The sequence below is a fragment of the Sporosarcina sp. P7 genome (genome assembly GCF_002743425.1).
Lineage (GTDB): Bacteria > Bacillota > Bacilli > Bacillales_A > Planococcaceae > Sporosarcina.
On the sequence record NZ_PDZF01000018.1, the window covers coordinates 35,079 to 49,914 of the forward strand.

At 39.5% G+C, this 14,836-nt stretch carries 12 protein-coding genes and 1 pseudogene; 7 read left to right on the plus strand and 6 right to left on the minus strand.

From position 1 onward, the window contains the following. Positions 1-7: 7 nt before the first annotated feature. Complete coding sequence (locus CSV60_RS14215) at positions 8-1,648, minus strand: ATP-binding protein (RefSeq protein WP_099637443.1); 1,641 nt, start codon at positions 1,646-1,648, stop codon at positions 8-10. Between the two features lie 235 nt (positions 1,649-1,883). Between CSV60_RS14215 and CSV60_RS14220 the strand changes: the two genes are divergently transcribed. Next, positions 1,884-2,456, plus strand: coding sequence for a DUF488 domain-containing protein (locus CSV60_RS14220; RefSeq protein WP_369803186.1), 573 nt, complete (start codon positions 1,884-1,886; stop codon positions 2,454-2,456). A 31-nt stretch (positions 2,457-2,487) separates the two neighbouring features. On the opposite strand, the gene CSV60_RS14225 is transcribed toward CSV60_RS14220, so the two are convergent. Next, a complete protein-coding gene (locus tag CSV60_RS14225; RefSeq protein WP_099632205.1) occupies positions 2,488-2,853 on the minus strand; it encodes a DUF2188 domain-containing protein in 366 nt (121 codons plus the stop codon). Positions 2,854-3,123: 270 nt separating this feature from the next. Between CSV60_RS14225 and CSV60_RS14230 the strand changes: the two genes are divergently transcribed. The 3 genes from CSV60_RS14230 to CSV60_RS16175 are packed head-to-tail and all read left to right on the plus strand — an operon-like array spanning position 3,124 to position 4,896. Then, positions 3,124-3,315 (plus strand): hypothetical protein, encoded by a 192-nt coding sequence (locus CSV60_RS14230; protein WP_233189640.1) that lies wholly within the window; start codon positions 3,124-3,126, stop codon positions 3,313-3,315. Further along, complete coding sequence (locus CSV60_RS14235) at positions 3,308-4,726, plus strand: amidase (protein WP_099632203.1); 1,419 nt, start codon at positions 3,308-3,310, stop codon at positions 4,724-4,726. Before CSV60_RS14230 ends, CSV60_RS14235 begins: the two co-directional genes overlap by 8 nt. Positions 4,727-4,773: 47 nt before the next feature. Beyond that, positions 4,774-4,896 (plus strand): hypothetical protein, encoded by a 123-nt coding sequence (locus CSV60_RS16175; protein WP_255397340.1) that lies wholly within the window; start codon positions 4,774-4,776, stop codon positions 4,894-4,896. Between the two features lie 167 nt (positions 4,897-5,063). Here CSV60_RS16175 and mgtE read toward each other — a convergent pair whose 3' ends face one another. After that, a complete protein-coding gene (mgtE, locus tag CSV60_RS14240) occupies positions 5,064-6,422 on the minus strand; it encodes a magnesium transporter (protein ID WP_099632202.1) in 1,359 nt (452 codons plus the stop codon). A 441-nt stretch (positions 6,423-6,863) separates the two neighbouring features. Here mgtE and CSV60_RS14245 point away from each other — a divergent pair, with 441 nt between their 5' ends. Next, on the plus strand, positions 6,864-7,445 hold the full coding sequence (locus CSV60_RS14245) for a LysM peptidoglycan-binding and 3D domain-containing protein (RefSeq protein WP_099632201.1): 582 nt from the start codon (positions 6,864-6,866) through the stop codon (positions 7,443-7,445). A gap of 121 nt (positions 7,446-7,566) precedes the next feature. Here CSV60_RS14245 and CSV60_RS14250 read toward each other — a convergent pair whose 3' ends face one another. From CSV60_RS14250 to CSV60_RS14260, 3 genes are all read right to left on the minus strand, one after another. Next, positions 7,567-8,979, minus strand: coding sequence for a GGDEF domain-containing protein (locus CSV60_RS14250; protein ID WP_099632200.1), 1,413 nt, complete (start codon positions 8,977-8,979; stop codon positions 7,567-7,569). A 244-nt stretch (positions 8,980-9,223) separates the two neighbouring features. Next, the gene (locus CSV60_RS14255; protein ID WP_099632199.1) at positions 9,224-9,523 is read right to left on the minus strand and encodes a hypothetical protein; all 300 of its coding nucleotides are present in this window, start codon (positions 9,521-9,523) and stop codon (positions 9,224-9,226) included. 92 nt (positions 9,524-9,615) lie between these two features. Continuing rightward, complete coding sequence (locus tag CSV60_RS14260) at positions 9,616-10,092, minus strand: VanZ family protein (protein WP_099632198.1); 477 nt, start codon at positions 10,090-10,092, stop codon at positions 9,616-9,618. A gap of 361 nt (positions 10,093-10,453) precedes the next feature. On the opposite strand from CSV60_RS14260, the gene CSV60_RS14265 reads away from it, so the two are divergent. Both CSV60_RS14265 and CSV60_RS14270 read left to right on the plus strand, forming a co-directional pair. Beyond that, positions 10,454-12,961, plus strand: a complete 2,508-nt coding sequence (locus CSV60_RS14265) for an S-layer homology domain-containing protein (RefSeq protein WP_099637444.1) — start codon at positions 10,454-10,456, stop codon at positions 12,959-12,961. A 144-nt stretch (positions 12,962-13,105) separates the two neighbouring features. After that, positions 13,106-14,664 (plus strand): annotated as a pseudogene (locus CSV60_RS14270) (FMN-binding glutamate synthase family protein). The last annotated feature ends 172 nt before the right edge of the window (positions 14,665-14,836 follow it).

Sequence of the window (14,836 nt, forward strand, 5' to 3'; positions counted from 1 at the left end):
CCCTCCTTTAGTAATCTTTTGGTAATGAAACGACAAAATATGTACCGCCCAGTTCACTCGGTTCAATGGACAGCTGGCCATTCGCTGTGGCAATGGCATTCTTTGTTAAAGCCAAGCCAAAACCTCTTCCAGCTCCATCTTTTGTCGAGAAACCATGGGATAAGACTTTATCAAGCGAAGCTTCATCAATTCCTGGACCTGCATCATCGATTTCAAACAGCAGATTTTGTCCGATATCAGTAAAAGAAATCGATATGTCCCGGGAAATGGCGCGTTCATCATATACAGCATCAAATGCATTATCAAGCAAATTTCCAATAGCCGTCAGCAATGCTTGGCGGTTTACATCGGAAAGTGTGGAATGTAATTGACTGTCAGGCTGGACGGATACATTAATTTGCAACTCACTCGCTTGATTCAGCTTTCCGACAAGCAATCCGCTAATATAGGGATCATCTATAGTATCAAGTAGTGCGTCTGTCCAGTGTTGCTGGATACTTGTTTCTTCTTGGATAAAGTCGAGCACTTCATCTTTTTTATTCAGTTGAGTTAGTCCCATAATTGTATACAGTTTATTTGCGAATTCATGTGTTTGTGAACGTAAGGCATTGGCATATTGTTGGATATGTGCTAATTTTTTAGTCGAATTCTCAATCTCGGTTTTATTCCGGAAAGTAGCGACTGCACCGAGCAATTCATGTTCGTAGAAAATCGGCACACTGTTTACATAGACGATATGGTTACTAAGAAGTCTTTCCTGATCAAAAACTGATTCGCCATGCTCTAGCACATACGGTAAGTCTGAATTCGGGAAGCATTCATGTATAGGTGTACCAATCCAATCGTCTGCTTGCTGCTCGCCACCTGTCAATAATTTCAATGCAGCAGAGTTGACCATCGTAATATGGCCATCTGTATTGATAGCGATAATGCCTTCATGGATAGAATGCAAAATCGTTTCTTTTTGAAACAGTAAATGCGAGATTTCTTCCGGTTCTAATCCGAATAAGACGTTCTTGATATAGTTCGCAATGAATACAGCTCCGATGATAGCAGCTGTGCAAATGCCTAGAAGGACGAGCCAAATTTCTAGGCTATACTCCCAGATGATTGAATCAATAGAATCTACCAAGAAACCGACCGAAACGACACCGACAATTTCACCGTTTAAATAGACTGGAGCCTTTGCACGCAGTGAGCTTCCTAATGAACCGGTTGATATAGAAGTATAGGATTCTCCATTATGCAACGCACGTTCATTATCTTCGCCAATCATTTTTTTACCAATCCGATCAGGACTCGGGTGTGCATAACGGATTTCTTGTTGATTGCCTACAACGATAAACTCTGCATCGGTCTGAGCTTGGATTTTCTGCACGATCGGCTGAATGATGGCAGAAGGATTATTCGATTCGAAAGCCTGGGAAATTTCAGGTATCACAGCTACACTTTTTGCTACACTGAGAGCCCTTTCTCCAATTTGGGCTTCTAATGTATCCGTGACGAAGTAACTCATAAATCCACCAATGAACAGAATAATCGTGACAGAGAGCGCGCCAATTAAGCCAATCATTTTCAAGTGGAGATTGACAAAGGGTTTGTTTTTCTTTCGATGGATGGATAAATCTTCTCTACGGATACGAATCATGATAAACCCCCGATACAGATGTTTGTAACTATAGAATACCATGTGGTGCGCAAAATTAAATAGTAATGGTTATGTAAATAGTAGGGGAGGGCTATAGGGGAAGGAAAAGGCTTCTTCAATCAAAGCTAGTAGAATACCTAACGACAAGAGTGTTTAATGCACTACTGGGCAAGACAAATCAGAATAAATGATAGGTTATCTATATGAAACTTAGGGAATAATAGCTATAAAGGGAGTGAGTATATTGGAAATCTACACTGTTGGACATTCCACACATACAAAAGAAGAGTTTTTGACATTATTGGATGATGCAAGTATCGAGAAATTGGTCGATGTACGTGCATTTCCTGGGAGTCGTAAATTTCCGCATTTTCATGAAGATCGAATGACTGAATGGTTACCGGCACATGGTATTGCTTATAGACATTGTGGAAAATTAGGTGGACGTAGAAGGAAATCTAAAACTATCGACAATGAAGTCAACGAAGGATGGAATAATCAGTCCTTCCACAACTATGCGGATTACACATTAACACCTGAATTCGAAAAAGGTATAGAGGAATTGATGAAGGAAGCCTCAGGCCAACGCATTGCGATATGCTGTTCCGAACGTCACCCAGCAAGATGCCATCGCTTGTTGATTAGTAATTGGCTCGCCACACATGGCATTAACGTAAAACATATTATAGATGGACCTAAGGAAAAAACATTGATTGAAGATCATGAAGTAGGCAAGTGGGGAGCTGAACCCGTTGTGTCAGCCAATGGAGAAGTGACGTATCCTCCTAAACAGAATGAAGATGAATAAAATCAGTGCCTTTTAAGAAAAGGCACTGATTTTATTCGTATAACGTTTTATCGTGTGATCCGTCAGCATGAAAGACCTTTAAAATACCTTCATGTTCGTTCACATATTTTTTTGCTTTTTCAAGTAATACGGACTTGGTATCTTCCTTAAACAGTACATGATCACTTCCGGTCTTACTAAAAATCCATTCATTCTCGCGTGGTTTCACTTCATAGTGAGGACGACCTTCACTTTTGCCTTGTACATACTCGTGTGCTTGAGCAGTTGCAATAGAAATCGCGCGCTCGTCGGAATAGTTTTCACGTAGTAAAGCGTTCGCTATTTCGATTGCTTTATTACGTACTGTCGGATCCAGATTCTTCAGAGAAGCAGGATAATCATTTTTACTCCATGGCATACGACATCACCTCCTACTTCACAAATTCCCTTTTTTACCGAATATAAACGGTCTTTCACATAATTTCAGAACATCCTATATGGTGAATCGAATAAAGTCGAATATTGTGTAATTATCGTTCTATTTAAAATTATTTGATTATTATCTAGATGACTGGTAATCTAGAGACGTTCATATGAACTTAGCGACCGAGTTGTATAGGAAAAGTAGCCTTTTTTTCGTTTTGATCTCACTAGGGGAACCCTATGAAGATAAATACAAACTGAAGGAGTGAATGCATTGTCTTTGTCGGTGCAGCAACTATTGGAAAGCAAAGGGATTCAAGCTAAGCCAGAACATTTGGAAATCCTAGAAAGTCGCTGGAATGGGATGAAAAAGTTAAGAGGTACGCTAGAGAGTGTAAAAATCGAGGACGCGGATATCGGGCTTCGAAATATTCCCGGAGGTGATCATATTGGCTAAAGATTTGATTCAGAAATCAGTCGAGGAATTGGCACCGCTTTTAGAAAGTGGATCACTTTCACCAGTTGAGCTAACGAAAGCAGTGCTTGATCATGCGGAAGAAACGCAGGATACAATTAATGCCTATATGACAATCTACCGGGAAGAAGCAGAACACGCGGCGCGTGAAGCAGAGAAAGAGATCAAAAATGGAAACTATCGAGGCATGTATCACGGAATTCCGATGGCCTTGAAAGATAATTTATATTTTAAAGGTAAAGTGACGACCATGTCTTCTAAAATTCATAAGGATTTCATTCCGGAAGACGATGCGACTGTAGTCAGTAAGTTACGAGACGCGGGTGTGATCTTTACCGGTAAACTAAGCATGCACGAATATGCTTGGGGAATTACGAACAATAATCCTCATTACGGACCAGTCAGAAATCCTTGGGATACCGATAAAATTCCTGGCGGTTCGAGTGGTGGTTCGGGAGCTGCTGTTGCGGTCGGTTCCAGTGTCGCGTCATTAGGTACCGATACGGCTGGCTCTATCCGAATTCCGTCATCAATTTGCGGCATCGTCGGATTGAAGCCGACACATGGGCGAGTCAGTAAATACGGATGCTATCCATTGGCATGGTCGCTCGATCATATCGGACCGATGACTAAGACGATTAAAGACGCAGCGGGAATGATGGATATTATTTCAGGATACGATGCAAAAGATCCAACTTCAGTCGATACTCCTGTAGGCCAACATTTGGAGAGAATAAAGGGCGATGTCAATGGTTTGGTTATTGGCGTTAATGAGGAATACTTCTTCAATGAAGTAGACAACGATGTAGATCAAGTGGTGCGTGGAACGATTAAAGCGCTGACCGATCAAGGTGCGAGAGTAGAAGTGGTTAAGATTCCAACACTTAAATATGCAGAGTGGGCAGAGCTGGTCACGTCACTTTCAGAAGCGTCAACTATTCATCACGAAGATATGCTGAAGCGACCGCAAGATTTCGGTGATGATATCCGCATGCTATTCGAGCTAGGAGAACTGCCATCGGCTGTCGATTATCTTCAAGCACAGCAAGTACGTCGTCAGTTGAAGCAAGAATTCCATGAAGTATTCCAGAAGGTCGATGTATTGATTGCACCTACACTGCCTGTAGTGGCCAGTAAAATCGGTGAAGATACAGTGGACTTAAATGGCAAGCAAGTGGACTTAATTGACAATATTATACGCTTTACGGGACCTAGTAACTTAACAGGTAATCCTGCATTGTCAGTGCCGGGTGGCTTCAAGGGAGACCTTCCTGTAGGTGTACAAATTATTGGACCTGCCTTTTCGGAAGACTTATTGCTGGATGTCGGTTATGCAATCGAACAGACAAATCCTATGAAAAACAGAAAACCCGCTTTACTAACAAGAGCATAAAATGAAAAAAACTCCGCGGTCAACCCATGGCCGCGGAGTTTTTCGTTATGTACTCGCTCTTCGACGAAGCGGTACAGACAATTCGACTTTACTTCTTCACTATCACAAACCCAGCTGCACCAAACTTCAACCCAAATCCGTTTGTGCAATTGCTGTTACTAGTAGTATAACCTAACAAAAGCTCAATAAACGCAAATCATCAAACTGTGAAGAATGTCATATTTCTGTAGTGTTTGGCATCAAATTGAGATAAATTACATCAACCTTACACTAACCTTTCAATACACTATAGTATGCTGAATATTTAGATTTTATACATATAAATCAGAATATTCAATCACATTAATTTTGAAATGAACATGGTAGCTATTCCGAAATAAATCAGTAACGACAGAATGTCATTGATCGTCGTAATTAAAGGGCCAGAAGCTACTGCTGGATCCACTTTAAATTTGTTAAGAATTAAAGGAATAATTGTTCCCGCAATTGTACCGATGATCAGTGTAGCGACCAAAGACGAACCTACAACTAATCCAAGTGTAAAACTGCCTTGCCATACATAAGCAATCACTGCGATAGCGGCACCACAAACGACACCTAGTATAACGCCGACAATTAATTCACGAAAGACTAAATGCAAGGACTTTTTCATATCTAAGTCTTCAGATACTAGTCCACGCACAACGACGGCCAAAGATTGAGTTCCTGTATTACCGGTCATGCCGGCAATCATCGGCATGAAGAAAGCGAGGGCGACAACGGCTTCCAACGTTGCTTCAAATTTGGAAATGATACTGCCTGAAACGAGCCCGATAAATAGTAAAAGAATTAGCCAAGGAAGTCTACGATAGGCTGCTACGAGAGGTTTAGTATTGAAGTCAATAGACTTACCGGAAGCAAATAGCATTTCAATATCTTTATTTGCCTCTCTAACAACTAAATCGAGTACTTCATCAGTGCGAATAATTCCTACTAAGACATTCTCTTCGTTGACAACGGGTAGCGAGACGAAATCAAATCGTCCAATCATTTTGGCTACATCGCCTTGATCCGTTGTATCGAATACTTTGGCGAGACCAGTTTCCATGATTTCCGTTACATTACTATCTGCCTGCGCGAGTAATAAATCGCGGTAAGAAAGTACACCGATTAATTGCTTTTCATCATTAATGATATAGACGTAATTTAAGTAATGAGCAAATGATTCATAATGCTTGAGCTTTTCAATCGTTTTCTCCACGGAGTATGACTGATGAATCCATACATAACGCGTCGTCATAATACGTCCGGCAGAATCTTTTGGATACTTTCGTCGTTGTCGAATATTTCTTTTTTCTTCGTGTCGCAAATCTGCTATGAGTTTCTCCACTTGTTTATCTGAAAGGTCGGTCAAAAGATAAGATAGGTCTTCACCTTTCATTTCTTCTAGTAGTTCGGTGGAACGGACTGGTCCTACTAAATCTAATGCTCGTAATTGTTCATTTTTCGAAAGAAATCCTAGCATGTGTACTAATGTTTCTTTATCTAATACTTCCAAAAATGTAGTATGTCGTTTTAGCGGCAATCGTTTATATTGATTTGCGACTTCAGCAGGTTCTAGTTCTCCAATTGCTTTTTTTAAGGATTCCAGATTACCATCTTTAATCAATTGTATAATTGCACGTGAAACATCGTCTTGATTCCGTGTCACTGGCATGTAACGCACCTCTCTTGTTTATAAATAGTTACGGTCATTCAATCATTCCCTCATATAGGGGGAAAGAAACCATAAGACATAATTTAAAGTCATTTTGGCCAATAAAAAAGCCTCCGTAGTGACTTCTTTCGATTTACAACAGAAAGTCTTTGCCAGTTGGCTCTTAATTTATGAATATACTTTGTTCTAGTCTTATAGAAAATGTTTTAGGCTGTTTTATTACTACCCTGTTTTATCCAATTAACACTTGAAAATGTATGGAGCTACCCAAATGCAATGTAATTTGTGGGACTTAAGACTTAATTTGTCATACAAATCTGACTAGAAACCTGCCATTTGTAATATAAGACGTACCGATGTCACGGCATTGTTTCACGATTGTAATCTTTTTGTAATATAGTCTTGGTAAGCTAAAGCTATTAAATCGTTAGGGGTGGCATATTGAAGAAATTAGTATTTGCATTGACAGTAGCCATGTTCATCACACTATTCACAAGCGGAATGAACGAAACGTCTGCTGCAGCATCAGTTCATACAGTTAAAAAAGGTGACACACTATATAAAATCTCACAACAACATAAAGTGTCTGTCTCAAATATTAAACAATGGAATAACTTAAAATCGACAGTTATTTATCCAAAACAAAAATTACGTTTAGTAAAGTCTTCTAAAGTGGCGGCTAGTACTCCGAAGAAACAAAACACGCCTTCACGTTCAAATGGAGCGAATGTCTCTAAAGAACTTATGGTAAGTGCAACAGCGTATACAGCACATTGTAATGGTTGTTCAGGTATTACAAGAACAGGTTTGAACTTACGTAAAAATCCTGACTTGAAAGTCATTGCAGTAGATCCACGAGTTATAGAATTAGGAACTAAAGTCCACGTTGAAGGGTACGGATATGCTATCGCTGGAGATACTGGCGGGGCAATCAAAGGGAATAAAATCGACGTATTCATTCCGAATAAATCACGTGCCTACGAATGGGGACGTAAGAATGTAAAAGTAAAAGTACTAAACTAAGAAATTGAAAGCTCACACAGCATAACTGCTGCGTGAGCTTTTTTGAATAGTGCGTACGATCATTTATACTTTCTCGTTAACAAAAAAACATGAAACCCAATTTACAGGTATCATGTGTAGGTTATATGAAAGAGACGACTTGGTTTTTGCCATTCTTTTTTGCTTTGTATAGAGCGAGATCCGCTAAATGAAACAATTCATTGAAAGATTGCTTGCTACACATTTTATTGTCACTAAGCCCTATGCTAATAGTAAGTGGAATGGGTATCACATTAGAAGAAGTAGACAAAGACTCAATTTTTCTAGCGAGTAAAGAAGCTTTCTTTATTGCGTCTGCTAATGAAATGTCTTGCATTACTAAAACGAATTCATCACCACCGAATCGAGCAAGTACATCTTCTTTTCTAATTTCATTCATAGAAGTATGCGCTACGAATTTAATCGCTTCATCGCCAATTAGATGGCCATATGTGTCATTAATCGCTTTTAAATTGTCGATGTCATAGACCAAGCACACAACGGATTTTTTAGTTACTACTGCTTCGGCCAACCATAAATTAGTCGTTTTTTCCAAAAATTTTCGGTTATAGATACCTGTTAAATAATCCAAGTTTTCGCTAGTTTTAGTAGAAGAGCTTTGCAAACGAATTTGCAATTCGAGCGCTACTTTTACCCAGCAACTGTCTTCAATTTCATGCAGTAAATTGATGTATTCTTTCTGGATTATGGCTAATTCATCAAAGCTACACAGTTTTTCAGCTAACACAATGCGTTTTTGCTGAATTTCTTTTAGGAGGGTGTAATCTCTCCATTTTTCTTCTCGTTTTTTGGCGTTGGTATAAAAATGGAAGGCTTTTTTAGAATCACCTATGAACTCATAAAATCTGCCTTTCAAAATTTCAAGAACTGCTAATTCACGGGGATGATGGTCTATAGTAGGTAATTGACTTAAATAATGTAGGCTAGTCATCGCGCAATTAGGGCTTTGTAGATTGATAGCGGATTCAATTGCGTATAAATGCGCACGAATCATTAAAATTTCTCTGTCCACACCTTTCTTCTTTGCGAAAGAAATGGCCGACTGCGCAAACTCCAAAGCTTTCTCGTATTGTTCTATTTTATTGTACAGATGACTTAGTTGACTGTATGCCATGCTAATATACGAATAGTCTTCAATTTCTAGCGCGATGGATAGCATATCTTCTAGTAATTTTTGTCCTCTTGTATAATCCAATGCGAATGAGCTGACAAAGTATTGCAAATAATAAGAGCGCATCCAATCGGACTTCTCGCCATGCGAAATACACTGTGTGTGATGTTCTTCTATGTGGAAAAGAACCTTTTCATAATTTCCAACGTAGTAATAGGATATAGCGCAAATGTAATGAGCGGATAAAATAGCTTCTTTATTAGAAAACAAAATGCCTTTACTTAATAAATCTTCTGCATGTCTAATGACTAAATCATGGCGTCCATCATTTTTTACTTCGTTAATTTTACGCCACACAGCGTTTATCTCATTTTCCCCCGTCATAGTTTCTCTCCTCCGATATAGGAAGTATCATTCTTTTCACTAGTTCATTCATCACTTTTTACATTTGGAATACATTTACATTATACCATTTTGAGAATAAATAGATATAATCAAATAGGCCATTTTAATGAATGTTTTAATTTGTTTCTGTTGTTATTTAGTTGTTTATACCCTGGGAGACAAAAGTATAAACGTCCTACTTCAAAATATGAAGTAAGACGTTGAATTATACACTATTTGACTCTTATTTTGATTGGATTTGTTTGAATAGAGAAATGAAGTGTTCTGGCTCCTCTTCAATTTCAAATGTAAAAACTCCTTCATTTGTGTGCAAGTAAAATAATCCCGATTGTCCGGAGAACGGGCGGTAGGATAAATCAAAAACATGTTGTAAAGGGAAAGTTCTCTGGGACGTCGTAATCCGATCTCGGAATAAACAAATCGTGTGGTAAGACTTTTGATAGGTTTGTTCTAAGCGATCCACGACTCGGTTTATGGAAATATAGCTAAGCGAATGAATCAACTGATCACTTGAGTTATTCATTAATTACCCTCCTGTTTCGCTACTATCATAACATAGAGTATTATGCTCATAAAAACGTTAGGAATACTAAAAACCTAAATATTGCTATGGACCTAATTCTTACGTAAGCGTTTAATTACACGAACGATAGCTACTAGTAAAAGAAACGTTACAGCGCCGGCCGTGTCTAAATACACGTCTTGCATGGTTGCTGTGCGGCCTCCTGTAAAATATTGATGCAATTCATCAGCGCACGCTAGCAGAAAGGTAAATAAAGCGGCCAATAATAAGCGACCTGTCCGTTTAGGTAATAGCCAATAAATTACCAAAGCTAAAAAACCAAATGTAAAGAAGTGTGCAGCTTTTCGGATCAGGAATTCTACAAAGTGATAATATCCACGTTCTTCAATAGAGATCGTTCTATTCCAATAGTTGAATTCCCAAGTGGATAGGATAGCTTTCCCGGGTTCCCCCGGTAGCAACTCTTGTAATGTAGAGACAAGCGATTGCTGTTCATATGTCTGACTGGATGAGATGGACAGCCCGACTAACATGCTAATGAGTAAGAGAAGAGCTAGTAATTTTTTCATATGGGGATTGTATCATGAAAAGTAACTTCTGATGCAAGCAAGTTATACTTTTATTTGACATTACAAAGTTACAAGCTTGTCACCTGAATGTAATATGCAAGTTGTATAGTACATTCAGGTTGCTGGTTCCATAATTTGCACTAGCTATCCATCATTTGCCATTACCAATCGTGGAAAAGTATGCTAATATAAAGTGGAGTAGCTAGTAATCACTTTTTTATTTCATATTCTTTATTTATTTAATAGTCTGCCGGATTATTTAATGGAAAAGAGGGTATGAGAGTAAGAGAGTGGTTTTTCTGCTGCTCTACAACCAACCAGCAATCACGCTTATAAACGAACTAAAGGAGGAAATTATTTAATGAAATCACAATCAAAAAAGAAGTACAGCAAGTATCTAACAGGTGTAGCATCAGCGGCATTAGTTGCATCAGCGGTGGCACCAGTAGTCAGCGCAGCAGATTTTAATGACGTTGCCGACACTAACTCACATAAGGAAGCAATTGATGCACTAGCAGCAGAAGGTGTTATCAGTGGTTATCCGGACGGTTCATTCAAGCCTAATAAAACTTTAACGCGTTCTGACGTAGTAAAGTTAATGGGAAAATGGCTTGTATCAAAAGGTTATACAATTCCGACAGACTATAAAACAAATCCACGCTTCACAGATTTAACATCGAAGTCAAATGACGAATTGTTGCAATCAGCGGCAATCGTAAAGGATAACAATTTATTTAGAGGATATGAAGATGGATCATTAGGCGCGGCTGGTTCTATTACCCGTGAAAATATGGCGGTTGTATTAGTTCGTGCATATGATTCAGTTAACAAAACGGACTTATTATCTTACGTTCAAGGACAAGAATTTGATAAAGATGTAGTAGATTTGAATAAGGCGAAAGCTGAAGCACGTACTGCAATCGACGTATTAGACTACTTCGACATTACGAACCCAGCTGCACCAAACTTCAGACCGAAAGAAACAACAACTCGTGCACAATTTGCTTCATTCCTTTATAAAACGATTCAAGTAGAAGTATCTGAAACTCCAGAAGCTCCGGAAGTAGCGGAAATAACTTCTGTAACAGCGACTGGTGAAAAGGAACTTGAATTAGTTGGTAAGAACTTACACACATTGAAAGCAGAACAATTAAAGATTGAAGGAAATGAACTGGCTTCATTTAAAGCGAATGAAGACGGTACAAAAGCGACAATCGAGTTAAAAAACGAACTAACGTCGGGTAAAGAAACGACTCTTAACTTGACGACTAAAGCAGAAGCTGAAGGCGAAGAAGACGTAGTTACTTCTTATAAGTTTACGTATGAGTTTAAAGTAGAAAAAGTTACAGCTACTACTACTCAAGTGAAAGCTGGCGAGGCTGGTCAGAAGTTAGCGTTCAACGTTGATGGTAAGTCGGTTGATATGAAGAAATTAACGGATGCTGGTTATACGGTTGCGTTCCAGTCTACTAAACCGGATTTGTTCTCAGAGCCGGCAACTGGTACATTGAAGGAACTCGCTACTACTGATGCATTCTCATATAAAGTCATCGTTACGGATAAAGACGGAAAGGCTATAGAATCGGAATTAGTAGACGTTAAAGTAGTAGATTTCGATGCTACGTATGCTGACATTACTGAAGTTGAAGTTACACAAGCCGGCACAGTGGTAAACAGTGGAAAAATTTCACTTGAAGATGGTGAGGCCAATGTTAAAGTAACAAAAGCTGTAACACTGAATGGTGTACCGGAGACAAATCCAGCTGCAACATACACATCTTCTAATCCAAGCGTAGCAACAGTCACTACGGATGGTACAGTGACACCAATCAGTACTGGAGAAGTTACGATTGTAGCTAAAGTCGGCGATGTAACTAAAAACATTAAGCTAACGGTTGGTGTGGGCAAACGTATGGCAACAAGCGCTACACTTTCATCGACTGAATCTAAGTTAATCAAAAACGCTACACAAGAGATAACTGTAACAGTTAAAGATCAATACAACGATCTTTTCAATGGTGATCTAACTGTAGAATCTAAAGATGCTGATGTTGCAACTGCTACTGTAGGAAAGTCTGAAAAAGGCATTGCAACAGTAACAGTGAGAGCTTTAAAAGCTGGATCTACTACTGTTCAGGTTAAATCTGGTGACACAGTCCTAGGTACTATTGCCGTATCTGGTTCTGAAGACGACGAAGTGGCTACTAGAAAGTTAGAAACAATTACTGCAACTGACGATTTAACGATCGACGCTATTGAAGGTTCACAAGATGGAACAGTCAAGCTAGCATGGAATAAATACAATAGCCAAGGTTTCCTTATAGAGAAAGATTTAATTCCTGTGAACCAATACACTGTAACATCTTCCGATAACTCTATCGCAACAGTTGCTAAGGATGATAAAGGTGTTATAACGGTTCAAGCAGTAAAAGCAGGTACTACTGAAGTTCAAATTAAAGAAGGACATATTTTAAGAGCGAAGGCTACTATTACAGTAAAGGATTCGACTCCAACTATTTCATCAGTAGTGTTTGAAGATACTAAGACTATAACTACTACAGCTGTCGATATGCAAGTGCTTAAAAAAGAAGGTATTAAATTAACATCAACGGAATTCACTCCAGGTATTGATAATAAGGGTAAGATTTTCATTACAAACAATGACAAAAAAATTGAGTTAGGTACAGTTGCAGCAATTTATTCCGGAGATTCTACTGCTGTTACTGATTTGATAGTAGACGGCGGTAAGCTTTCCGGTAAAGCTAATGCAGGTGCGCAAGGTACAATCGTAGTTAGCGTGAAAAAAGCTGGACAAACTGGCGCGATTGCAACTAAGCAAATCGAAGTAAACGTTCCAGCAAGCAAATAATCTAATTTCAGTTACACATTAACAATCTAGCAAGATCCAGCCCTAATCCTTGAGAGTCATTCAAGGATTAGGGCTTTTTTACGTTTAGTCAGCTACTTTTCAAGGGTACAGGTACAGTACAGACAATTAAAAAGGAGTGGGGTTATGAATTGGTTGGAAGGAATTAATTTCACGACTTCATTGGTAGTGCTAATCATATTGGCGATCCCGATCAGTATTGGAATTTTTCTATACTTTTTTGATCGCAGTCAGAAGCAGCATGCAATCTTGCGAAACTATCCCATTTTAGGAAGAGTCCGCTATATGTTTGAGAAGGCAGGGCCAGAGGTTAGGCAGTATTTATTCAACGATGACAACAGCGGCAAGCCATTCAGCCGTGAAGAATATTTACATATGGTGATGCCGGGGAAGTATTTAAACAGTATCATCGGTTTTGGATCTAAACGTGACTTTCAGGAGCCTGGTCACTACATTCGTAATGCCATGTTCACGAAGCAAAATGAAGAAATGCGGGTGGATAATGATAATCTAGTAAACACAATGCGTTATGAAGTGGATACTGACAATTTATTCTCGCGTAAAGAACACCGCGAAGAATTGACAACATTGCCTTGGTTGTTACCTGAGGAAGATGCGATTGTATTAGGTCCGAATTGTGAGCATCCATTTGTCGTGCGCAGTTTGTTGGGGCAATCGGGGATGAGTTATGGAGCACTCGGAGATCATGCAATCACTGCGCTATCCAAAGGGATTGGTATGGCCCAAGGTGCTTGGATGAACACAGGGGAGGGTGGTGTATCAGACCACCACTTGGTAGGTGGAGCCGATATCATTGCGCAGATCGGGTCAGGTTTATTCGGATTCCGAACAGAAGATGGGCAGTTCGATATGAACAAAATAAAAGAGAAAGCACAAATACCACAAATAAAGGCATTTGAAATCAAGTTAGCCCAAGGAGCAAAAATGCGTGGAGGGCACGTAGAGGGAGAGAAAGTCACAGAAGAGATTGCGGCTATACGAAATGTGAAAGCTTATACTTCTATCAACAGTCCGAACCGTTTTAAACAGTTCCACGATTATCCAACATTGTTTTCATTCATTGAAGATATCCGTCACGCGGGTGGTAAACCAGTAGGGATTAAAATAGTCATTGGAGGAAAACAAGATGCTGAAGAACTGGCATCATATATGGCCGAAACAGGTATGGGTCCTGATTTTATCTCGCTAGACGGTGCGGAAGGAGGATCTGGGGCTACTTATCAAGACTTGGCGGATAGTGTAGGCTTACCACTTCGTTCTTCTCTTATTCTATTAGATGATGCGCTGCGTAAGTTTGAAGTGCGGGACCGAATAAAAGTTATTGCATCAGGGAAAATCATCACACCTGATAAAGCAGCAATTGCATTGGCTTTAGGTGCCGATCTAATACAAGTTGCACGTGGCTTCATGATTTCGGTAGGTTGTATCATGGCAGAGCGGTGCCATACGAATACTTGCCCAGCCGGTGTTGCCACGACGGATAAGAGTTTACAGCGGGCGCTTGTTGTAGAAGAAAAGAAATTCCGTGTAACCAACTATATTTTGACGATGAGGGAAGGATTATTCCGTGTGGCCGCGGCTGCGGCTTGGATTCTCCAACAAAGTTTGAGCGACATCATGTAGTCTATAAAGACGAGCGTGGAAAAATTCATACAATTGAGTAAAAAAACGACCTGATGAATGTTCATCGGGTCGTTTTTTGGATGTGCGCCCAGCATGGGTGTAGTCTATAGGGTGCAAGTCCCGAACTGTGAAGGCAGAAGTAACAGTTAGCTCAACGCAAGGGTGTCCATGGTGACGTGGAATCTGAAGGAAGCGAGCGGCAAACCTCCGGTC